The sequence below is a fragment of the Porcipelethomonas ammoniilytica genome, from assembly GCF_025567485.1.
Classification (GTDB): domain Bacteria; phylum Bacillota; class Clostridia; order Oscillospirales; family Ruminococcaceae; genus Porcipelethomonas; species Porcipelethomonas ammoniilytica.
This window is the reverse complement of sequence record NZ_JAOQKH010000007.1, coordinates 44,384-66,417: the sequence shown is the minus strand read 5'-3', so window position 1 is coordinate 66,417 and position 22,034 is coordinate 44,384. Positions and strand designations below refer to the sequence as shown.

General features: G+C 38.3%; 21 protein-coding genes. 20 read left to right on the top strand and 1 reads right to left on the bottom strand.

The window, feature by feature from the left end; genetic code table 11:
* Positions 1-61: 61 nt before the first annotated feature.
* The gene (locus tag OCV67_RS07460; RefSeq protein ID WP_147643356.1) at positions 62-454 is read right to left on the bottom strand and encodes a GNAT family N-acetyltransferase; all 393 of its coding nucleotides are present in this window, start codon (positions 452-454) and stop codon (positions 62-64) included.
* A 137-nt stretch (positions 455-591) separates the two neighbouring features.
* Here OCV67_RS07460 and OCV67_RS07455 point away from each other — a divergent pair, with 137 nt between their 5' ends.
* From OCV67_RS07455 to OCV67_RS07360, 20 genes are all read left to right on the top strand, one after another.
* On the top strand, positions 592-1,170 hold the full coding sequence (locus tag OCV67_RS07455; protein WP_147643355.1) for a PduL/EutD family phosphate acyltransferase: 579 nt from the start codon (positions 592-594) through the stop codon (positions 1,168-1,170).
* Between the two features lie 85 nt (positions 1,171-1,255).
* Positions 1,256-1,915, top strand: coding sequence for an isochorismatase family cysteine hydrolase (locus tag OCV67_RS07450; protein WP_178085047.1), 660 nt, complete (start codon positions 1,256-1,258; stop codon positions 1,913-1,915).
* Complete coding sequence (locus OCV67_RS07445) at positions 1,908-3,353, top strand: nicotinate phosphoribosyltransferase (RefSeq protein ID WP_147643353.1); 1,446 nt, start codon at positions 1,908-1,910, stop codon at positions 3,351-3,353. Before OCV67_RS07450 ends, OCV67_RS07445 begins: the two co-directional genes overlap by 8 nt.
* A gap of 198 nt (positions 3,354-3,551) precedes the next feature.
* On the top strand, positions 3,552-4,229 hold the full coding sequence (locus OCV67_RS07440) for a 5'-methylthioadenosine/adenosylhomocysteine nucleosidase (RefSeq protein WP_147643352.1): 678 nt from the start codon (positions 3,552-3,554) through the stop codon (positions 4,227-4,229).
* A gap of 77 nt (positions 4,230-4,306) precedes the next feature.
* Positions 4,307-5,701: a tRNA (N6-isopentenyl adenosine(37)-C2)-methylthiotransferase MiaB gene (gene miaB / locus OCV67_RS07435; protein ID WP_262644414.1), complete on the top strand. Its 1,395-nt coding sequence runs from the start codon at positions 4,307-4,309 to the stop codon at positions 5,699-5,701.
* 2 nt (positions 5,702-5,703) lie between these two features.
* Positions 5,704-6,111 carry a YlbF family regulator gene (locus tag OCV67_RS07430; protein WP_147643351.1) on the top strand — a complete coding sequence of 136 codons (408 nt, stop codon included), beginning with the start codon at positions 5,704-5,706 and terminating at the stop codon, positions 6,109-6,111.
* 88 nt (positions 6,112-6,199) lie between these two features.
* The gene (gene mutS / locus OCV67_RS07425) at positions 6,200-8,809 is read left to right on the top strand and encodes a DNA mismatch repair protein MutS (protein ID WP_147643350.1); all 2,610 of its coding nucleotides are present in this window, start codon (positions 6,200-6,202) and stop codon (positions 8,807-8,809) included.
* 18 nt (positions 8,810-8,827) lie between these two features.
* A complete protein-coding gene (gene mutL / locus OCV67_RS07420) occupies positions 8,828-10,801 on the top strand; it encodes a DNA mismatch repair endonuclease MutL (protein WP_147643349.1) in 1,974 nt (657 codons plus the stop codon).
* Between the two features lies 1 nt (position 10,802).
* Positions 10,803-11,744 carry a tRNA (adenosine(37)-N6)-dimethylallyltransferase MiaA gene (gene miaA / locus OCV67_RS07415; protein ID WP_147643348.1) on the top strand — a complete coding sequence of 314 codons (942 nt, stop codon included), beginning with the start codon at positions 10,803-10,805 and terminating at the stop codon, positions 11,742-11,744.
* Positions 11,745-11,847: 103 nt separating this feature from the next.
* Positions 11,848-12,090: an RNA chaperone Hfq gene (hfq, locus tag OCV67_RS07410; protein ID WP_147643347.1), complete on the top strand. Its 243-nt coding sequence runs from the start codon at positions 11,848-11,850 to the stop codon at positions 12,088-12,090.
* Between the two features lie 11 nt (positions 12,091-12,101).
* Positions 12,102-13,352, top strand: a complete 1,251-nt coding sequence (locus OCV67_RS07405) for an HlyD family efflux transporter periplasmic adaptor subunit (RefSeq protein WP_147643346.1) — start codon at positions 12,102-12,104, stop codon at positions 13,350-13,352.
* On the top strand, positions 13,342-14,037 hold the full coding sequence (locus tag OCV67_RS07400; RefSeq protein WP_147643345.1) for a YggS family pyridoxal phosphate-dependent enzyme: 696 nt from the start codon (positions 13,342-13,344) through the stop codon (positions 14,035-14,037). Before OCV67_RS07405 ends, OCV67_RS07400 begins: the two co-directional genes overlap by 11 nt.
* Positions 14,038-14,125: 88 nt before the next feature.
* Complete coding sequence (locus OCV67_RS07395) at positions 14,126-14,617, top strand: cell division protein SepF (RefSeq protein WP_147643344.1); 492 nt, start codon at positions 14,126-14,128, stop codon at positions 14,615-14,617.
* 3 nt (positions 14,618-14,620) lie between these two features.
* Complete coding sequence (locus OCV67_RS07390; RefSeq protein WP_147643343.1) at positions 14,621-15,385, top strand: YlmH family RNA-binding protein; 765 nt, start codon at positions 14,621-14,623, stop codon at positions 15,383-15,385.
* A 7-nt stretch (positions 15,386-15,392) separates the two neighbouring features.
* Positions 15,393-16,082 (top strand): DivIVA domain-containing protein, encoded by a 690-nt coding sequence (locus OCV67_RS07385; protein ID WP_262644413.1) that lies wholly within the window; start codon positions 15,393-15,395, stop codon positions 16,080-16,082.
* A gap of 3 nt (positions 16,083-16,085) precedes the next feature.
* Positions 16,086-18,851: an isoleucine--tRNA ligase gene (gene ileS / locus OCV67_RS07380; protein WP_147643342.1), complete on the top strand. Its 2,766-nt coding sequence runs from the start codon at positions 16,086-16,088 to the stop codon at positions 18,849-18,851.
* Between the two features lie 58 nt (positions 18,852-18,909).
* Positions 18,910-19,425, top strand: a complete 516-nt coding sequence (gene lspA / locus OCV67_RS07375) for a signal peptidase II (protein ID WP_178085046.1) — start codon at positions 18,910-18,912, stop codon at positions 19,423-19,425.
* Positions 19,418-20,323, top strand: coding sequence for an RluA family pseudouridine synthase (locus OCV67_RS07370; protein ID WP_147643340.1), 906 nt, complete (start codon positions 19,418-19,420; stop codon positions 20,321-20,323). The genes lspA and OCV67_RS07370 overlap by 8 nt, the downstream gene beginning before the upstream one ends.
* 2 nt (positions 20,324-20,325) lie before the next feature.
* Positions 20,326-21,147 carry a Cof-type HAD-IIB family hydrolase gene (locus OCV67_RS07365; protein WP_147643339.1) on the top strand — a complete coding sequence of 274 codons (822 nt, stop codon included), beginning with the start codon at positions 20,326-20,328 and terminating at the stop codon, positions 21,145-21,147.
* A gap of 44 nt (positions 21,148-21,191) precedes the next feature.
* Positions 21,192-22,031, top strand: coding sequence for a transketolase (locus tag OCV67_RS07360; protein ID WP_147643338.1), 840 nt, complete (start codon positions 21,192-21,194; stop codon positions 22,029-22,031).
* Positions 22,032-22,034 lie beyond the last annotated feature (3 nt).

Genomic DNA, 22,034 nt, shown 5'->3' with positions numbered 1-22,034 from the left:
CCTCCGGTTTTATAGAATTTACTCTATATACTATGTTCTCTTCAGGAAAATGACACAGAGTTCAGTTTATTTTCATCATGGGCAGCTGATCTTCCGGTACGGTCATTCCGCATTTTGTATAAAACGGTACTTTTTCATTGCTGCAAACAAGAATTTTTCTGTAAAAACCTCCGTATTTTTCAAGCATTTTTTCAACTGTTATTTTTCCCAGTCCTTTTCCGTGGTATTCAGGATCGATGAGAAGATAAGGGAAGTATACGTTCATGCCGCCGTCTGAGATTGCGCTCATAAGTCCGATCAAATTATTTTCATCATAAAGCGTGATTACTGTTTCACTGTTTTTCAGAGATTTAAAAAGCTTTTCGGGATAATTTGCAGATTCCCATTCCACGGATTTAAAAAGCTTTATTATTTGGTCTACCGTAAAATTTTTACTGTAATTAAATGTAATCATATCAGCCTCCTAATTATTGTTTATAGCTATTATATAAAAATCAAAGCTTGGTTATTCAAAAATCTGTATTATATCCTTGACCTTTGATGAAAAAAGTAGTAAAATTATATTGAATTAAAAAAATGGAGGAAAAATATATGTCAAAAAAATTTATTGTAGAAACTTCTGCAAGACATGTTCACGTAACGCAGGAGCATCTTGAAATTCTTTTCGGTAAGGGCGCAAAGCTTACTCATAAAAAGGATCTTTCACAGCCTGGACAGTTTGCATGTGAAGAAAGAGTTACTATAGTAGGTCCTAAGAAAGAGATGCCGAATGTTTCTATTCTCGGTCCGGTACGTCCTGAAACACAGGTTGAGCTTTCTGCTACCGATGCTCGTTCGATCGGTATTGCAGCGCCTATCAGAGAGTCCGGAGACGTTGCGGGGTCAGGCGCCTGTAAGATAGTAGGCCCTGCCGGTGAAGTTGAACTCAGTCAAGGAGTTATTATTGCAAAGCGTCATATTCATCTGACTCCTGAAACAGCTGCTGAAAGAGGCGTTAAGGACAAGGATATCGTATGGGTTAAAATTGATACAGACGGCAGAAAAGCTATTCTTGGAGACGTTATAGTAAGAGTTTCCGAAAAATATGCTCCCGCTATGCATATTGATACTGATGAATCAAATGCGATCAGTGCTTACAATGGTCTTGAGGGAGAAATAATTGAGCTTTAATTACATAATTTAAAGGGCGGCTTTATGCCGCCTTTTGTATTTTATGAAAATATTATCATATACTATAAAAAAAGGAGGGAAAAGTATGAAAATAAAATCTGACGATATAAAGATGAAAGAGTATGAACAGTATTTTAGCAGCCTGCCGTTTATCTGTACAGAAAAAATTGAAAGTGAAAAAACAGTTTTTGTTATGGTAGATATAATAAACGGTTTTATCCGTGAGGGTGTACTTCATGACAAAGAAATTGAAAACATTATTATTCCTGTAAAAGCTTTTCTTGAGTACTGTAAGAGAAAAAATATAAAGTCGATTGCGTTTTCTGACTGTCATAGTGAAGATTCATGTGAATTTGCAACTTTTCCTCTTCATTGTATAAAAGGGAACAGCGAGTGTAAAATAGTTGACGAGCTTACCCAAATAGGCGGATTTGAAATTATTGAAAAGAATTCTGTTAACGGTTTTCATGCGTCAGGATTCAGAAAATTTCTTGAGAATAATATGGATAAAAGCTGCTATATAGTCTGTGGAGACTGTACTGATATATGCGTACTGAACTTTTGTCTGTCATTGAAAACTTTTTTTAATGAGATTAACAAATCAGCCGAAATCTTAGTACCATTAAACATGACTGAAACCTTTCACACTGAAAAACACGATCGCAGTTTTGCTAACATTTCAGCTTTATCTGTTATGGAAACAAACGGAATAAAACTTGTCGGAGGAATTGAAATAAATGAATAAACATAATCTTTCAATGCTTGTTGATTTTTATGAACTTACTATGGGCAACGGTTATCTTTTACATGAATACAGTGAAAAGACGGTTTATTTTGATATGTTTTTCAGACGTATTCCCGACGGAGGCGGATATGCAATTTTTGCAGGACTAGAACAGATAATTGAATATCTTAAAAATCTTGAATTTACAGATGAGGATATTGAATATCTGAGAGGAAAAAATATGTTTTCCGATAAGTTTCTTGAGTATCTGAAAAATTTTAAATTTGAATGCGATTTATGGTCAGTACGGGAAGGTACTCCGGTATTTCCGAACGAACCTCTTATTACGGTAAAGGGTCCGGTAATACAGGTTCAGCTTATTGAAACGATGATTTTACTGTTTGTAAACCATCAAAGCCTTATTACTACTAAAGCGAGCCGTATAGTACGTGCAGCACAAGGCAGACCGGTTATAGAATACGGTTCAAGAAGAGCACAGGGAGGAGACGGAGCTGTTCTGGGTGCCAGAGCTTCATATATAGCAGGCTGCTGCGGTACGGCATGTACTATGGCGGACAGAGATTACTCAGTTCCGGCGTTGGGAACTATGGCTCACAGCTGGGTTCAGCTGTTTCCTACAGAACTGGAAGCCTTTGAGGCGTACGCAGAGGCTTATCCTGAAAATTGTGTATTTCTTGTGGACACATATAACACTCTTAAATCAGGCGTACCAAACGCTGTAAAAGTTTTTGAAAAGCTGGCGGAAAAGGGATACCGTCCGGGAGGAATCAGAATTGACAGCGGTGATATTGCATATCTATCCAAAAAGGCAAGAAAAATACTGGACGATGCAGGCTTTGAGGACTGTAAGATTACGGTTTCCAATTCTCTTGATGAATATATTATTCGGGATCTTTTGATGCAGGGGGCTGAAATTGACAGATTCGGAGTGGGTGAAAGACTGATAACAAGTAAATCCGAACCGGTTTTCGGAGGAGTCTATAAGCTTGTAGCAGTTGAAGAAAACGGAGAAATTTTACCTAAAATAAAGCTTTCTGATAATGTGACTAAAATTACAAATCCCGGATATAAAAAGCCTGTAAGACTGTTCTGTAAAGAAACCGGAATGGCGCTGGCAGATGTTATTCTTTTAAATGACGAAAATATTGACGATACAAAGCCTTATGAAATTTTTGATCCGGAGTTTACCTATAAACGAAAAAAACTCAGTAATTTTACTGTTAAAAATCTTCAGATTCCTGTTTTTAAAAAAGGAAAGTGCGTGTATGAGTCTCCGTCAATCGAAGAAATCAGAGAGTATTCCAAAACTCAGTTGTCACTGATATGGGACGAGGTAAAAAGATTTGAAAATCCGCATAAATATTATGTGGATCTGTCAGAAAAGCTGTGGAATATGAAGCAGAAGCTTATAAGAAACGTAAATTGGGAGACGTTATGAAAAAATTATCGGGAATTTTAATTGGTTTTCGGAATTTAACTAACAAGTACTTGATTATGTTAACCTCCGAAACCAATAAACCTGATGATAGATTAATTTTAAGTCAAATGATGGCAAATAGGTATTGCGTATAACAGAAAAATCTGATATAATAAAAATAATAATGTATTTTTATGGTGAAGGGAATGATTTTTATATATGAAAACAATAGGAATTATCGGAGCAATGCCGTCGGAACTGGCAGACATAAGAAAATCTCTTACGGGAGCAGTTATTAAAAACTATTCCGGTTTTGATTTTTACATAAATACTTATAAGGATAAGCTTATTATCAATGCATGCTGCGGTATTGCAAAGGTCAATGCTGCTGTTTGTACACAGGTTATGATCGATCATTTTGATGTTGATGCAATTATCAATACCGGTGTTGCAGGAGGTATGGATGCAAAGGTTAAGGTATGTGATATAGTTGTTTCAGATGAAGTGCTTCCTCACGATCTTGAGCTTAGATTGTTAAATGATTACCCTCCTTACAACGGAATTTTCAAGGCAGATGAAAAGCTGATAAGCATTGCTTGTGAGGTGTGCAAAGAAAAAAATATTGACAGTCATATCGGACGTGTTGTTTCAGGCGAAGCTTTTATTTCCAGCAGTGAAGTCAAAAATGCTATCTGTGAGAAATTTTCACCGCTTGCAGTTGATATGGAAACTTCTGCGATCGGTCACTGCGCTTTTATGAATAAAATGCCGTTTGTCAGTATCAGGTGTATTTCTGACAATGCAGATGATGAAGGCGTAATGTCATTTGACGAATTTGAAAAAATTGCCGCTAAAAGAGTAGCGGAAGTTGTTCTTGAAATGATTGAAAAAATCTGATTTTCACTTGTAAAATTGTTGTTTCTGTGGTATAATTTATTATTACATAAATTACCTGAATGAATGGAGATTAATAATTGAATCAGGAAAAGACTATTGAAGAATATATAAATTCAGTTAGGGAAATTATTTCCCAAAAGGATTCGCCAATACTTGCCTGCGTACACAGTTATGGCTGTCAGCTTAATTTTTCTGACGGTGAAAAATTGAAAGGTATGCTTGCAAAAATGGGTTTTGGTCTGACGGACAAGCCTGAGGATGCAGGTTTGGTTATTTTCAATACATGTGCTGTAAGAGAAAACGCTGAAGACAGAGTATTTGGAAATCTGGGATTCCTAAAGCATTATAAAGAAAAAAATCCGGAGATGATAATAGGTCTTTGCGGCTGTATGACCGGTCTTGATCATGTCGTTGAAAAAATCAATAATTCATATAAATTTGTGGATATTGTTTTCGGTACATCTGCTCTGGATAAGTTCCCAAAGCTGCTTTTTGACAAGCTTTCCGGAAAAAAACATGCATTTGATACGAATGAGTATAATATGCCTGTAGAGGGACTTGAACAAAAAAGAGACAGTACTTTTAAGGCTTCTGTACCAATTATGTTCGGCTGTAATAATTTTTGTACTTATTGTATAGTTCCGTATGTTAGGGGACGGGAAAGAAGCAGAAAACCGGAAAATATTATACAGGAAGTAAAAGAATTGGTTGCATCCGGTTATAAAGAAATTATGCTTCTGGGACAGAATGTAAATTCCTATGGAAAAGATCTTCCTGACGGAATTAATTTTCCCGAACTTCTGGAAAGGATAAACGCAATTGACGGAGAGTTTATAATAAGATTTATGTCATCGCACCCAAAGGATGCCGGAAAAGAACTTATTGATACTATTATTCGATGTGAAAAAGTTGGCAGACATTTTCATCTTCCGGTTCAAAGCGGAAGTAATGATATACTTGAGAAAATGAACCGCAGGTATACAGTTGAAAGGTATATGGAAACAATAAAGTATGCCCGCAGTATTATTCCGGATTTTTCGTTTACTACTGATATTATTGTAGGATTTCCAAATGAAAGCGAAGAGGATTTTGAAAAAACACTTGAACTTATGAAGCGTGTGGGGTATGATAATATTTATTCGTTTATTTACTCAAAGCGTTCCGGAACAAAGGCGGCTGAAATAAATGATCTTATTTCAGACGAGGAAAAAAGTCAACGAATGACCAGACTTCTTGCTTTGCAGAGAGAAATTTCCACTGAAAACTACAAACGCTTTATCGGAAGAAAAATGAGAGTGCTTGTAGACGGTAAAGGAAAAAGGGAAGGTTGGCTTACCGGAAAAAGCAGTGAGTTTATAATAGTTGAATTTGAAGGCGATGAATCCCTGACGGGCAGTTTTGCCGATGTAGAAATAATCGGCGCTAAAAATTGGGCTGTTACAGGTAAATTGATTGAAAAAAAGGAGAAATAAAAATGGATACAATTTCAATGGCAAGAGAATTAGGAAAGCTTATACAGGCAGATCCGAGATATGACGCATATATAAAGGCAAAGGAAACAAATGATAAGGACGAACAACTTCAGAAGCTTATCAATGATTTTACAATGAAACGTTATGAGCTTAATATGGAAATGTCTAAAACAGATAAAGATACTGATAAGGTAAAAGAGCTTGACGGAGTTATCAAGAATATTTACGGTGAAATTATGGTAAATCCTAATATGGCTGCATTTAATGCTGCAAAAAATGCCATGGACGGTATGCTGGCAGAAATTAACAACATTATTACTGCGTCTGCAAACGGAGAAGATCCTGAAACCTGTCCGTCACAGCCGAGCGGTTGTTCAGGCAGCTGTTCAACTTGCGGCGGATGTCATTGATCTGATATGATTTAAATAAAATTTTTAGCTTTTTGACTTTTTCATGAATTTTTCTGAAAAGGTCAAATTGCATAATCGGAGGTTATTGATGGAAATAGACAGATCCAAAATTTCCCCTATGATGAAGCAGTATCTGGATACTAAAGACGATTATCCCGATACTATACTGTTTTTCCGTGTGGGCGACTTTTATGAAATGTTTTTTGATGATGCGCTTTTGGTATCTAAAACTCTTGAACTTACCCTGACGGGAAAGGAATGCGGACTTGAGGAAAGAGCACCTATGTGCGGAGTTCCTCACCACAGCAGTGAAATATATGTAAAAAAGCTTATAGAAGCAGGATATAAAGTTGCTATATGCGAACAGCTTACAGATCCGTCTGAAGGAAAAGGTATAGTACAGAGAGATGTTATAAGAGTTGTTACACCCGGTACGCTTATAGAAAGCAGTATGCTAAACGACGATAATAATAATTATATATGCTGCGCTTATTATGATAATCAGAGCTGCGGAATGTGCTTTGCTGATATATCAACGGGAGAGGTTCGTCTTGCACTTGTTGACGGCGGGAAAAATCTTGAACCCGAGCTTGTAGATTTGTTGTCCAGATACAGTCCGGCAGAAGTTATATTTAATCCTGAATTTCTTTCTCTTAAAACAGTCCTTGATTTTATAAAGGAGAAATTGGGCTGTTCGGTAACACTCAGAGAATCGGAGTGTTTTGATCCGGATTTGAAGAAAGAAACTGTGTATAAACAATTTTCCGTTTCTTCAATGGATATGCTGGGACTTGCCGAAAGCGGTGCGGATGTTTGTGCAGTGTGCGGACTGTTTGAATATATCGGTGATACTCAAAAAACCCTTACAGGACGTTTCACTTCAATTGAACGTCAGGACGCTTCGTCGGTTATGGCTTTGGATCTTACTGCAAGACGAAATCTTGAGCTTACTGAAACCTTAAGAAACAAGGAAAAGAAAGGTTCTCTTCTGTGGGTACTTGATTCCACAAGAACATCAATGGGCAAGAGACTTCTTAAAACTTATATTGAACAGCCGCTTACAAGTCCGGCAAGAATTATTGACAGACTTGAAGCTGTGGAGCAGTTTACTAAAAATCCTGTTGTACTTATGGAAACCGGCGATATTTTAGAGCGTGTTTATGATCTTGAACGTCTTATGACAAGGGTAATGTACAAAACTGCAACCCCAAGAGATTTGAAGTCGCTGTCTGTAACTTCTCTTCAACTGCCTCATTTGAAGGAACAGCTGAAAAAACTGTCTGGTTCAAAGCTGATAAATTCTTTGGAAAGCAGTATCTCAACTCTTGAGGATATATCCGGTCTTGTTGAAAACGCTATAATTGACGAGCCGCCGGTTTCAGTAAAGGACGGCGGTGTTATAAAGGACGGTTTTAATGAGGAGCTTGACGACCTCAGGCATATAATGAACAGCGGTAAGAATATTATTACTGAAATCGAGGAACGTGAGCGTGAAGAAACAGGCATAAAGGGACTGAAAATTGGTTTTAACCGTGTATTCGGATATTATATTGAGGTTACACGCTCATACTACGATCTTGTTCCTGACCGTTACATACGCAAGCAAACTCTGACAAACTGTGAACGATTTATCACGGAAGATCTTAAAAATGCCGAGAATAATATTCTTGGCGCAAAGGACAAGGCGCTGAGACTTGAAGCAGATATTTTCTCAGAAGTACGTGATTTTCTGGCGTCAAAACTTCAGAGCGTTCAGCGTACTGCTTCCGCCGTTGCCGCAGTTGACGTACTATCATCATTTGCTGACGTTTCAATGAAAAATAATTATACTCGCCCGGAAATTGCGATTGACGGAGTTATTGATATACATGACGGACGTCATCCGGTTGTAGAACTAATGCTGTCTGATGAAATATTTGTGCCTAATGACGTTTATCTTGATACAAAGGGCAGCAGAATGTCGGTCATAACAGGACCAAACATGTCCGGTAAATCAACATACATGAGACAGACTGCACTTATTACTCTTATGGCTCAGATGGGTTGTTTTGTTCCTGCGTCATACGCAAAAATTTCTGTGGTTGACAGAATTTTCACTAGAGTAGGAGCATCCGATGATCTTACCGCAGGACAAAGTACCTTTATGGTTGAAATGAGCGAGGTTTCGGATATATTAAAATTTGCTACAAAAAACAGTCTTGTGATTCTTGACGAGGTTGGACGTGGTACGTCAACCTTTGACGGTATCAGTATTGCAAGAGCAGTTGCGGAACATATATGCAGTTCAAAAAATCTTGGCTGCAAGACGCTTTTTGCCACTCATTATCATGAGCTTATCGAACTTGAAAATCTCATGGAAGGCGTTAAGAATTACAGCATAGCCGTTAAGAAAAGCGGCGATGGAATACGCTTTTTACGAAAGATTGTCAAGGGCGGTGTAGACGAAAGCTACGGTATTGAGGTCGCAAAGCTTGCAGGACTTCCAAATAAAGTTGTCAAACGTGCCAGAGAGCTTTTGGCTGAAATGGAACTTGAAAATAAAACCGTACGAAAAGCAGACAGTGACGATGGTCAGATAAGCTTTGAAATACTCAATAGAGATATTCTCGCAGACCGTCTGAGAAAAACAAACGTTGCCGAGCTTACTGACAGTGAGTGCAGAGAAATGCTTGAGGAACTGGCAAAGCTTGCTGATTAAAGCAAAAAGGAGGATTAAATGGCGGAAATCAATGTACTGAGTAAGGATATTTCCGAACTTATTGCTGCCGGAGAGGTTATTGAACGTCCGGCGTCTGTAATAAAGGAACTTCTTGAAAATTCAATAGACGCAGGAGCGGAGCATATTACTGTTGAAATCAAAAACGGCGGTACGACTTATATGCGTATAACCGATGACGGCTGCGGAATTGCACCTGATCAGGTCGCTACTGCATTTCTCCGCCATGCCACAAGCAAAATTACGTCTAAAGATGATCTGGACAGTATTTTGACTCTTGGTTTCAGAGGAGAAGCGTTGGCGTCAATTTCAGCAGTTGCAAGGGTAGAAGTGCTTACAAAGCAGCATGAAAGCGAACTGGGAACTAATTACATAATTGAGGGAAGCATTGAAAAACTGAATGAACCTACAGGCTGTCCGGACGGAACAACAATTATCATACGTGATATTTTTTACAATGTACCGGTACGTCAGAAGTTTATGAAAAGAGACTCTGCTGAGGCAAATGCAATAATTTCAATTATGCAGAAGATCGTACTTTCTCACCCCGAAATTTCTTTTAAGCTAATTAAAGACAATAAGGTCGAGTTTACCTCTGCCGGAGACGGGGAACTTTATTCGGCGATTTACGGAGTGTACGGAAGAGATTTTGCCCATGACCTTATTCCTGTTGATTACAGTGAAAACGGTATAGCGGTAAAGGGGTATGTTATTAAACCTCTGTATTCAAAGTCCAATAGAGTATTTCAGAACTTTTTTATAAACGGAAGATTTGTAAAATCTGTGACATGCTGCGTGTCTCTTGAAGAGGCATACAAAAATCTTATAATGGTCGGAAAATATCCTGCGTGTGTGCTGATGCTTGATGTTCCTCCCGCAACTGTAGATGTAAACGTTCACCCTGCAAAGGCGGAAGTAAGGTTTTCTGATGAAAAGATCGTTTTCAACTGCGTGTATTTTGCAGTTAAAAATGCACTTATGGCGTCTGGACTTATTTATGAATTTCAGATGAAGGAAGAAAAGAACAGTATTGTTGACTATAAAGCCAAGCCTTTTGAGCCTGAAAAATTTGAACAGCCTAAAATTCCTGAAAAAACAGAAAATACTGTGTCTGTGAGATCTGTATCAAATTCTGAATATTCCGCTGCTTATTCTAGTGAAAAAGTGAAAAGCGATAATACAACTGCTTTTCATTCAGAATCAATAAATCTTTCGTCCAGAAAGATGATTTATGGAAATGATGGAAGAACAGGTTTTTCTGATGTTCAGAAAAATACTCAAGAAGAAACGAATCAGTCATGTGAAAATGAAAAAGATTTTGGTGAGTTCAGTTATATTAACAGTAACTCGTTTAAAAAACCTGTACCTGATCCTGAACCGCATGTAGAGGAAAAAACAGAAGAACTTGAAATAAAAGTTATTGGGGAGCTTTTTAAAAATTATATTTTGGCAGAATCAGGTAATAATATGGTTATGATTGATAAGCATGCTGCTCATGAAAGAGTGATTTTTGAAAAGCTGAGAAGTAACTGTACTTCTGCCGACAGTCAGATTCTTATCGACAGTATGGAAATTTTACTTTCAGAAAATGAATGCGGAGCACTTGAAGAAAACAGTGATGTTCTTGAAAACATGGGATTTAAAATAGATACTTCCGGTTCGCCTTTTGTGAAGGTAACTGCTGTTCCGTTGATTCTTGATATGCTCAATATGGATGAAATAATTCCTGAAATAGCAGAAAATCTTTATCTTAACAAAGTCAATCCTCAGACTCATTGTCTGGACGACACACTTCATGATCTTGCCTGCAAGGCTGCTATAAAGGCAAATGATAAAAACAGTATACCTGAACTTCAGCAGCTTGCAGAAGATGTTTATTACAATGAAAATATCAGGCACTGTCCTCATGGCAGACCTGTAATGTTTGTGCTTTCAAAGCGGGATATAGAAAAACAGTTTAAAAGGATACAGTAGAATGGAAAAAATAAAAATTGCTGTTATTGCAGGTCCTACCGCTTCGGGAAAAACTGAATTGGGCGTTGAAATTGCCAAGTCGTTTGACGGAGAAGTGATTTCTGCAGATTCTATGCAGATATATAAGGGTATGGATATTGCGACTGCGAAGCCGACACAGGAGGAAATGGGCGGTATTCCTCATCATCTTATTGACTTTCTGGAGCGTGACAGAGCGTTCAGCGTAGCAGATTATGTGGAACTGGCTAATGAAAAAATAAATGAGATTCATAAACGTGGTCGTTTGCCTGTAATAGTCGGCGGAACGGGACTTTATATTTCCTCTCTGATTGACAATATTCAATTTCCGGATATAAAATCCGATTTGGATATCAGACAAAAGCTGGAACAGGAAGCAGCCGAGTTTGGTAATGATAAGCTTTTTGAACGGCTTGAAAAATGTGATCCTGAAACTGCCGCTGAGCTTCATCCTAATAATCTGGTACGTGTGATACGTGCTTTGGAGGTTTATGAAATTACAGGACGAAAGCTTAGTGAATATAAAGCTGAAAGCCGCCTTGTTGAGTCTCCTTATGAATCGGTAATAATCGGATTGAATTATCATGACAGACAAAAGCTTTATGATAAAATCAATCGGCGTGTAGATATAATGGTGGAAAATGGACTTGTTGAAGAGTCCAGAAAAGTTTTTGAATCAGGTGAAATGAGAACTGCTGCTAATGCTATAGGTTATAAGGAATTGATTCCGTATTTTGAAAACAGAGCGGATCTACAGACCTGTATTGATAAAATTAAGCAGGAAACCAGACGTTATGCAAAGCGTCAGCTGACTTGGTTTAGGAAAAATGCAAAAATTCAGTGGTTAATGTTAGATGAATTTGACAATAAAGAGAAATTTTTTGATAATTGTAAAAAAAATATAGCCAAAGCGTTGAGTTTGTGATATAATATAAAATAAGTATTTTTACATACGTTTTCGGGTAATAACCGAAAAAACAGATAAACAAATGTTTTGAAAAAACACAATATTTATAAGGGGTGTTACCATGAACAAAATTCTTAATTTGCAGGATGTATTTCTTAATCAGGCCAGAAAAGATAAAATACCGGTGACTATTTATCTTACAAATGGTTTTCAGTTCAAAGGTATAGTAAGAGGATTTGACAATTATGTCGTTATTCTGGATTGCGAGGGAAAGCAGAATCTTGTTTATAAGCATGCTATTTCCACAATTTGTCCTGTTAAGCCTATACCTATTCTTGATGGGTCTGAAAAGGCGGAACAGTAAGGGAGAAATAAATGAATTCGGCTACTTCCAGAATTTTAAGCGTATTGCTTTTAATCTGTATAACAACTTCTCTGCTGAGCGTTATTATTCATTTGAATGATGAAGAATACAAAACCGAAACCGCTACTTATGCAGAGGCTGATGATTCTGTTTCTTTTAAGGCAATTTATATAAGAAATGAAGAAGTAGTGCGTTACAGCGGAAACGGTGTTGTAAGCTACGAAGTCCCGGACGGAGGAAAGCTTGGCAAAGGGTCTGTAATTGCCGAAATCTATGCTGATGAAAGCCAGATTGATGTCAAGCAGAAAATTGACGATATTAACAATCAGCTTAGTATTCTTAAGAAAATCCAGAATCCGGGTACTATTGAATCTGCTCAGCCGTCTAACCTGGCAACTCTTATTGATGAAAAGTACAGAAGCATAATAAGCGACAGAGAATCCGGTAATATTGAGGATATTTCCTCTAAAAGAGATGAACTTGCTGTATTGCTTAGTACTTATCAGCTTGTAACAGACTCAGCTTCTGATTTTACAAAACGTATGACTGATCTGAATAATCAGATTGCTCAATTAAAATCAACTGAAACCGTTCCTCTTGATAGTATCGTGTCTGATAGATCGGCTTATTTTGTAAGCTATGCAGACGGTTACGAAGAAGAACTGACTATGGACAAGCTCAGCAGTATTACTCCTGAGCTTATAGGCAGCGTAAAGGACAGCGGTCCGGTTGACGAAGGAAATATAGTCGGAAAATTGATTGACGGCTATGAGTGGTACGCCGCAGGAATCATTGACAACAGAGAAGCTCAGTTTTCTCTTGAAGAAGATGTTAAGCTGAAATTTCAGTCTACGTCCGATACGGTTGAGGGTACGATTTTTGATATAAGGGATACTAAAATTCCCGGTCAAAGTATCGTGATAGTTAAGTGCGATGAGCTTACTTATGATCTTGTTCAGCACAGGACAGAACAGGTTGAAATGATTAAAGGCGAATACGAGGGCATTAAGGTATCAAGAAAAGCTATTAGGTTCAAGGATATTGAGGAAACTGTCGTAGATGAAGAAACCGGCGAGAAAACTACAAAAACAGTAAACTGTAAAGGCGTTTATGTAAAGCTTGGAGAACAAATAAATTTCAAAAAGCTTGACGTGGTATACGAAGGAAACAATTATGTTTTGTCCTCTATGAATGCAGGAAGCGATTATGTTTCGCTTTATGATGATATAGTAGTGGAAGGTGTTGACGCTGATGGAAACTGATTTCAGCTATATTGATGAAAATTATAAGAAAATAGCTTATAATGTTCAGGAAGCTTTTGCTAAGTACAGAAATTCCAATGAACATATTGATATTATGGCGGTTACGAAGACTGTTGATCCTCAAGCCGTTAATCATGCAATAGGACTGGGTATAGGACTTTTGGGTGAAAACCGTGTTCAGGAATATATGGCAAAAAAAGAATTTTACAGTAAGAATACAGATGTTCATTTTATTGGACATTTACAGACAAATAAGGTAAAATATATAATTGACAGTGTTTCAGTTATACAGTCGGTTGACAGCGCAAAGCTTGCAGCTGAAGTGGACAGGCAAGCGCAAAGACTGGGAAAAATTCAGGATATACTTATTGAGGTAAATATAGGTGATGAGGCTTCTAAAGGCGGTGTTGGCAGATCTTTTCTCAGGGAACTACTGTATGAAGCCGCTGAAATGAAGAATATAAAGGTTTGCGGACTTATGGCTATTCCGCCGGCTGAAAATGCTGAAAAATTTTTATGCGATATGCAGCAATTATATATTGACATTTCAAGTGAAAACATAGATAATATAAATATGGACATTCTTTCAATGGGAATGTCAAATGATTATATTAAAGCAATTCAGTATGGTTCAAATTTAATAAGAATCGGCAGGGGACTTTTTGGACCCAGAATCTATAAGTAATATGCCGTTTTTTATGCGCTTTTACAGTGCATAGATGTGATTTTAATAAAACTGTTTAAAGCAGTGCGGAGATAGGAGAACGGAGAATATGGATATTTTTAAGAACATTAAGGATTTTTTTGTACCGCCGGAGGAAGGCGATGAACAGTATGAGGAAATGTCACGCAGCAGACAGTACAGCGGCAGCGGACATTCTTCTGAAAGAGACAGCGATTATGAGGGAAGCAGAAGCTACAGAGCAGAACGCTTTGACAGTGATGAAGAAAAAAGAAGCAACAAGGTTGTAAACATTCAGGCAACAGCACAGCTTCAGGTAGTACTTGTTAAACCGGAGGTCTTTACTGATGCAAAACAGATCGCAGATCATCTGATTGCTAAAAAAACTGTTGTGCTTAATCTTGAAACAGCGTCCGCTGAAAACAAAAGAAGAATAATTGATTTTCTTGTAGGCGTTGCTTATGCAAACGGCGGAAGCCTGAAACCTGTTGCTAATATGACATATATTATAACTCCTTACAATGTCGGATTTATAGGAGAAGATCTTGTGGGGGAGTTGGAGAACAATGGAGTGATTATCTGATAGATGAGTGATAACATTTCAGCAGCGGATGAAAGTAAGCGGCTTGTTTCCAGAATTAACGATATGATAAGACTTGCAGAAAAAAGAGGATCGGTTTATTCTTCTTTTCTGAATGCCCGCGAATGTGTATTGGCTGAGGCAGAACTGAAAAGACTGATGTATGATAATTACTGCTTTTACGGATTATTTGAAAATGCAGAAAGAAAAATGCTTTGTGTGTTTAAAGAATATTATCAGCCTGAAAACAGTGATTTTCCTATGACTTGTCTGACATTTTCTTATCGAAAGGAAAATAAACTTACACACAGAGACTTTCTCGGAGCAATAATGGCTTTGCAGATAAAGCGTGAAACTGTAGGCGACATTGTAATTGGCGACGGAACGGCACAGATCGCAGTTTCTGATTCTGTTGGGAATGTTATTAAAAGCGATATCAGGAAAATGGGCTCTGTTGGCGTAAAAGTCTCAGATGAATGCGGTACGGTATTGAAAAAGGTTCAGGAATTCAAAGAAATTAAAGGAACTGTTGCGTCTTTAAGGCTTGACGGTGTTCTTAGTCTCGCTTTGAATATGAGCCGAAGCCGGACTGCAGGAATAATAAAAGGAATTGGTGCGGAAGTAAATTATTTTCTTAAATACGACAGTTCATTTAATTTGTCGCAGGGAGATATTATTTCTGTTAAGGGTTTTGGAAAATACAGGCTTGAAGAAATTTCAGGCATCACAAAGAAAGGCAGAATACACATAACTTTGTGTAAATATTGTTAAGAGGTGAGTGGCGTTGATAAGTGCAAGTGATATAAGAGAAAGAAAATTTGAAAAAGCTGCTTTTGGATATAAGCAGGAGGAAATCGATGATTTTCTTGCTGAATTGATTTCTGAATTTGAAGAACTGGATGCTGAAAGGGAAGACCTTCACAGTAAGATTCAGATACTTGCCGATAAGGTAAGAGAATACCGTCAGGACGAGGACGCATTAAAGGACGCTTTGCTGGGAGCGCAGAAGCAGGGACATAAGGTTGTTGCAGAGGCTCAGGAAAAAGCAGATGAAATAATTGCACAGGCTGAAGAAAAGGCAAAGATTTTACTTGACGAAGCAACAGTTCAGCATGAAGCGGCTATGGAAAAGAACCGTGCTGAAATTGCAAAAGAAAAGGAAAATCTTATAGAAGCGCAAAAGCAGGTTTCTGAATTTAAGAAAAGCTTGTTTGATATGTATAAAACTCATCTTGAAATGATTTCCGCTATGCCTGAGATTGAACTTGATGAAGAGGATACGTCTCAGTATTCCGAACAGACCGAAACGACTGAAGAAGAATTGCCGCAGCCGGATCCGTTTGCAACGTCAAGCTTTTCTGCAAGAACTATAAAGGGAGTATATGAATCAAGGTTTACAGACCTCCAGTTTGGTCAGAATAATTCCCATACGGGTAATACTACAACAACTGAAAAGGAAGAAGTATAAGCGATGGATTATAACAAGACATTAAATCTGCCGAAAACAGATTTTCCCATGAGGGGAAATCTGCCGAAAAGAGAACCTGAAACCCTAAAAAAATGGGAAGATGATAGACTGTATTATAAAATGATAGAAAATAATAAGGGGAAACCGAAGTATATTCTTCATGACGGTCCTCCTTATGCAAACGGTCAGATTCATCTGGGAACAGCTCTTAACAAAACTTTAAAGGATTTTATTATAAAGCAGAAGAATATGAGCGGGTACTGTGCGCCTTATGTTCCCGGTTGGGATACGCACGGTCTTCCTATTGAGCTAAAGGCGATGAAGGATATCGGAGTTGAAAACGGTGCGATCCCTCCGGTTGAACTGAGAAAGCATTGTAAAAACTTTGCTCTTAAGCATGTAAACAGCCAGATGGAACAGTTTAAACGTTTGGGAAGTCTTGGAGATTACGATGATCCGTATCTTACTCTTAAGCCGGAATATGAGGCAAGACAGGTTGAAGTTTTTGGTAAAATGGCAAAGGACGGATATATGTACAAGGGTCTAAAGCCTGTTTATTGGTGTCCTGACTGTAATACTGCCCTTGCCGAAGCTGAAATCGAATATGCAAACGATCCGTGTACATCAATTTATGTTAAATTCAACGTAACCGATGACAAGGGACTGTTTACTGGTATGGGACTGGATTTAAGCAAAATTTATTTTGTGATCTGGACTACTACTACATGGACAATTCCGGGTAACCTAGCAATTTGTCTTGGGCCTGAGTATGAATATACCCTTGTTAAAAACGGTGACGAATATTATGTGATGGCGGCTGAGCTTGTAAGGGTTACAATGGAAACTGCCGGAATAGAAGATTATACAACAGTTGGTTCCTTTACAGGCGCTGAACTTGAACATATAAAAACAAAGCATCCGCTTTATGACAGACTTTCTCCTGTTATCGTGGGAGATCATGTAACACTGGAAAGCGGTACCGGCTGTGTTCATACCGCTCCAGGCTACGGTGTTGAGGACTTTGAAGTGTGCAAGAATTATGATGATATCGGAATTCTTGTATGTGTGGATGCAAAGGGTAAACAGACAGAAGAAGCCGGAGAGTTTGCAGGTCTTGATACTAATGAAGCCAATAAGGCAATAGCTGCAAAGCTTGAAGAAACAGGCGCACTTCTGGCAAGCCAGCATATCACTCACCAGTATCCTCACTGCTGGAGATGTAACAGTCCTATTATCTATCGTGCTACTGAACAGTGGTTCTGCTCGGTAAACGGGTTTAAGGACGAAGCTGTAAAAGCTATTGAAAGCGTAAAGTGGATCCCAGAATGGGGTGAAGACAGAATCAAGGGAATGGTTCGTGACAGAAGCGACTGGTGTATTTCCAGACAGAGAACTTGGGGCGTACCGATTCCTATCATATATTGCAAGGATTGCGGCAAACCGATCGTTACCGATGAAACAATCAAGGCAATTTCTGATTTGTTCCGTAAAGAAGGTGCAGATGCATGGTGGACAAGAGAATTAAGCGAATTTATTCCTGACACTGTAAAATGCGAATGCGGCTGCGGAGAATTCACAAAAGAATATGATATCATGGATGTATGGTTTGACAGCGGTGTGTCTCATACTGCCGTTATGGACGAATACGATTCATTGACATGGCCTGCTGATCTTTATCTTGAGGGTGCTGACCAGTACAGAGGTTGGTTCCAGTCATCATTGCTTACATCAGTAGTTTATAAGGGAACTGCTCCTTATAAAGCAGTCTGCACTCATGGCTGGGTTGTTGACGGTCAGGGTAAAACAATGCACAAATCATTGGGCAACGGTATTGATCCGGCAGAAATTGTAGATCAGTATGGTGCGGATATACTTAGACTCTGGGTGGCTTCATCAGATTATCATTCGGATATCAGAATATCTCCTGAGATTTTAAAACAATTGTCAGATGCATATAAGAAAATCAGAAATACAGCAAGATTTATTCTTGGCAATATTTCAAACGGTGAAGGATTTGATCCTGATAAAGATGCCGTTTCAGACGATGAACTTCTTGAAATTGATAAGTGGGCATTGATGCGTCTTGACAGCCTTATTGACAGGGTTCAGAACGGTTACAATGAATTTGATTTTCATATTGCTTTCCATAGTATTCATAATTTCTGTGTAACTGATATGTCAAACTTCTATCTTGATATTATTAAGGACAGACTGTACTGTGAGGGTGAAAAATCTGTAAAGAGACGTGCTGCACAGACGGCTATGTATCGTATTCTCAGTGGCGTTGCAAGACTGATAGCACCAATTATGTCATTTACAGCTGAAGAAATCTGGAGCTATCTGCCTCATTGTAATAAAGACAATGCTGAGAGCATATTCTTAAATGAAATGCCTGAAAAGTCCGGAATTGAGTTCAGTGATGAATTTATCGGTAAGTGGGAATTTATTTATAATACAAGAGAAACAGTAAATAAGGTTCTTGAAGAAAAGCGTAATGAAAAGGTTATCGGTAAGTCCCTTGAAGCTAATGTTATTATTCACTGCTGTGGTGATATGTATGAAAAGTACAATGCTATAGCTGACCAGCTTGCTGAAATTCTTATTGTTTCCGGAGTTTCTGTAGTTAAGGCTGATAATGAGTCGCCGCAATTTGAAGTTGTCAAGGCAACAGGTGAAAAATGCGAAAGATGCTGGGTATATTCGGAAACTGTCGGCAGATGCAATGAACACCCGACACTTTGTGATAGATGTGCCGGAGTAGTTGAATAAAGAAATAATGACTTGCCGTTCCTCTGAGCGGCAAGTTATATTTTTATTAGAGAGGAAGATGAATATTTTTATATTATTAATAGCGTTTTCTGCTGCTGCTTTACTAACGGGCGCAGATCAGCTTATAAAGTATTGGGCAGTTGAAAATCTTAAAGGACAACCGTCAAAAGAATTTATAAAAATCGGAAATACAAAAATACTGAATCTTACGTATCTTGAAAACGACGGTGCGGTTTTCGGAAGCTTCAGCGGTATGAGATGGGTTCTGCTTGGAATTACTTCTTTATTAATGATATTTTGTATTTACTATTTGATTAAACATAAAAAAGAGTTGCTGACAGTCATTTCCATGACGCTTATTATAAGCGGCGGATTTGGTAATATAATTGATCGTCTGTTCCGTGGCGGACTTGTTGTGGATTATCTTGACGTACAGCTTTTTGACTTCGCAATATTCAATTTTGCAGACTGTTGTGTGGTAGTCGGAGTTGTACTACTGTTGATTCAGATACTGTTTTTTGATAAAAGCACGAGCCAAAAAAACAAAAATGAATCGGTGCAGACAGATGAATAACATTATTCTGACAGTACCGGAAGAAGCAAGCGGTCTGAGACTTGACAAGTGGTTGACTTCTCAGATTGAAGATCTGACCAGAACCGCAGTTCAGAGTCTTGTTGAAAGCGGAGGAGTACTGGTCAACGGTAAAACAGTTGCTAAGAATTATAAACAAAAGGCAGGAGATGTTGTTGAAATAAATATTCCCGAACCGGTTGAACTGAATACTGAACCTGAGAATATTCCTCTTGATATTATTTATGAGGATAGCAGTTTGTTGGTAGTCAATAAACCAAAGGGAATGGTAGTGCATCCGGCGCCGGGCAATTACAGCGGAACTCTTGTAAATGCTTTGCTTTATCACTGCGGAGACAGTCTTTCGGGAATTAACGGTGTGATCCGTCCCGGGATCGTCCATAGAATTGATAAAAACACCAGCGGCTTACTGATTGTAGCGAAAACGGATAATGCTCATAAGTTTCTTGCAGAACAGATCAAAGTTCATAGCTTTACCCGTGAATACGAGTGTATAGCCTGCGGCAGATTTAAAGAGACAGAGGGTACGGTGGACGCACCGATCGGAAGAAATCCCAATGACCGTAAAAAAATGTGCGTTACTGATAAAAATTCCAAAAATGCAGTCACGCATTATAAGGTATTGGAGCAGTTTGAAAAATATGCTCATCTTAAATGTATTCTGGAAACGGGAAGAACTCATCAGATAAGGGTGCATTTAGCGTATAAAGGACATTCGGTGTTGGGGGACGATGTCTACGGCAAAGAGTTTAAGGGAATAGACGGACAGTGCCTTCATGCTAAAAAGATTGGATTTATTCATCCGGAGACAGAAAAGTATATGGAATTTGACAGTGAACTGCCGGATTACTTTAAAGAGATTTTAAGAAAGGTCAGGTAATTATGCCCGATTTATCAAATATTTTTTTAATAACAGATATGGACGGAACACTGCTTCCGGAAAATAAAATATTATCAGACAGAGACAAGTCGGCGATAAAACAATTCAGAACAGACGGTGGAAAATTTACAATTGCAACGGGAAGAACTTTGCAATCAGCTGAGAAATATATTAAAGAACTTGAAATTGAGCTGCCTGTTATTTTATATAACGGCTCGTTGATCTATGATACTCATACTGATGATGTTATGTTTACAGACGAACTGCCGGATTGCTCCAAGGAAATTGCCGCAGAACTCTTTAAATTTATGGAAAATCCTGGGGGAGAGGTTTTAAGACTTGACAATATTTATGTTGTGTGTAATAATGAATATGAAAAAGAGCACACAAGAATTTGTCAGGTTGAACCGGCTTATGCAACTCTTGACAGCGTACCTTCGGGCGGTTGGTTTAAGATTCTTTTTGCTGCAGAGCCTTCTCAGATTACAAAGCTTGGAGAATATGTAAAAACCAGAAATTTCCCTGTGGATTTTGTACGCTCTCATGATATTTTTATTGAAATGCTTCCAAAAGGAAGTTCAAAAGGCACTGCTCTGAAAGAGTACATAAAACTGTTGAATATGGAAAATTATACAGTTATTGCTGCCGGAGATTATAATAACGATATTGAAATGCTTCAATTTGCCGATTTCGGTACGGCAACGGCTAATGCTCAGCAGGACGTTAAAGACATAGCCGATATAACGCTTAAAAATTCAAGTGATGAAAATGCAATCGCAGAACTTATAGATATGATTTATTCAGGCGATATAAAAAATAAATAGGATTATAATTACACTTATTGATATTATTATTCAGGAGGTAAAAAATGGACGGCACAACTAAGAAATGCCTGCAGGTCAATGCCTGCAAAGTCAGAAAAGGAATAATAGAGGGGGTTTATAATGCAAAGTCCGGACACCCGGGCGGTTCGCTTTCAATAGCAGATCTGCTTACATATCTTTATTTTGAAAAGATGAATGTAAATTCTTCTGATCCTGAGGATCCGGACAGGGACAGATTTGTTCTTTCAAAGGGACACTGTGCACCGGCACTTTATGCAGTTTTAGCTCTTAAAGGCTATTTTTCGGATAAAGAATTAAAAAGTCTTAGACATATCGGAGCAATGCTTCAGGGACACCCATGTATTCATACAAAGGGTATTGACATGTCAAGCGGTTCTCTGGGACAGGGAATTTCAGCCGCATGCGGTATGGCATTGTCTGGAAAGCTTGACGGTAAATCTTATAAGGTTTATACTGTACTGGGCGACGGTGAAATAGAAGAAGGTCAGGTATGGGAGGCTGCAATGTTTGCGGCACATAAAAATCTTGATAATCTTATAGCAGTTGTTGATAATAACGGTCTTCAGATTGACGGTCCTATTTCAGAAGTTTGTTCTCCTGAACCGATTACAGATAAATTTGCCGCATTCGGCTGGCATGTGATTACAATGGACGCTCATGATTTTGATTCAATAGAAAAGGCTTTTGCTGAGGCTGAAACGATAAGCGGCAAGCCTGTTGCTATTATTCAGAAAAGTATTAAGGGCAAAGGCGTTTCATTTATGGAAAATCAGGTTTCATGGCATGGAAGTGCGCCTAATAAGGAACAGTATGAACAGGCAATGAAAGAGCTTGACGCTCAGTTAAAGGAACTGGAGGATTAATAA

Excerpts from the sequence above, each read along its gene's own strand:
- OCV67_RS07460 (WP_147643356.1), bottom strand. The coding sequence starts at position 454 with ATGATTACATTTAATTACAGTAAAAATTTTACGGTAGACCAAATAATA.
- OCV67_RS07455 (WP_147643355.1), top strand. The coding sequence starts at position 592 with ATGTCAAAAAAATTTATTGTAGAAACTTCTGCAAGACATGTTCACGTA.
- OCV67_RS07450 (WP_178085047.1), top strand. The coding sequence starts at position 1,256 with ATGAAAATAAAATCTGACGATATAAAGATGAAAGAGTATGAACAGTAT.
- OCV67_RS07445 (WP_147643353.1), top strand. The coding sequence starts at position 1,908 with ATGAATAAACATAATCTTTCAATGCTTGTTGATTTTTATGAACTTACT.
- OCV67_RS07440 (WP_147643352.1), top strand. The coding sequence starts at position 3,552 with ATGAAAACAATAGGAATTATCGGAGCAATGCCGTCGGAACTGGCAGAC.
- OCV67_RS07430 (WP_147643351.1), top strand. The coding sequence starts at position 5,704 with ATGGATACAATTTCAATGGCAAGAGAATTAGGAAAGCTTATACAGGCA.
- mutS (WP_147643350.1), top strand. The coding sequence starts at position 6,200 with ATGGAAATAGACAGATCCAAAATTTCCCCTATGATGAAGCAGTATCTG.
- mutL (WP_147643349.1), top strand. The coding sequence starts at position 8,828 with ATGGCGGAAATCAATGTACTGAGTAAGGATATTTCCGAACTTATTGCT.
- miaA (WP_147643348.1), top strand. The coding sequence starts at position 10,803 with ATGGAAAAAATAAAAATTGCTGTTATTGCAGGTCCTACCGCTTCGGGA.
- hfq (WP_147643347.1), top strand. The coding sequence starts at position 11,848 with ATGAACAAAATTCTTAATTTGCAGGATGTATTTCTTAATCAGGCCAGA.
- OCV67_RS07405 (WP_147643346.1), top strand. The coding sequence starts at position 12,102 with ATGAATTCGGCTACTTCCAGAATTTTAAGCGTATTGCTTTTAATCTGT.
- OCV67_RS07400 (WP_147643345.1), top strand. The coding sequence starts at position 13,342 with ATGGAAACTGATTTCAGCTATATTGATGAAAATTATAAGAAAATAGCT.
- OCV67_RS07395 (WP_147643344.1), top strand. The coding sequence starts at position 14,126 with ATGGATATTTTTAAGAACATTAAGGATTTTTTTGTACCGCCGGAGGAA.
- OCV67_RS07390 (WP_147643343.1), top strand. The coding sequence starts at position 14,621 with ATGAGTGATAACATTTCAGCAGCGGATGAAAGTAAGCGGCTTGTTTCC.
- ileS (WP_147643342.1), top strand. The coding sequence starts at position 16,086 with ATGGATTATAACAAGACATTAAATCTGCCGAAAACAGATTTTCCCATG.
- lspA (WP_178085046.1), top strand. The coding sequence starts at position 18,910 with ATGAATATTTTTATATTATTAATAGCGTTTTCTGCTGCTGCTTTACTA.
- OCV67_RS07370 (WP_147643340.1), top strand. The coding sequence starts at position 19,418 with ATGAATAACATTATTCTGACAGTACCGGAAGAAGCAAGCGGTCTGAGA.
- OCV67_RS07365 (WP_147643339.1), top strand. The coding sequence starts at position 20,326 with ATGCCCGATTTATCAAATATTTTTTTAATAACAGATATGGACGGAACA.
- OCV67_RS07360 (WP_147643338.1), top strand. The coding sequence starts at position 21,192 with ATGGACGGCACAACTAAGAAATGCCTGCAGGTCAATGCCTGCAAAGTC.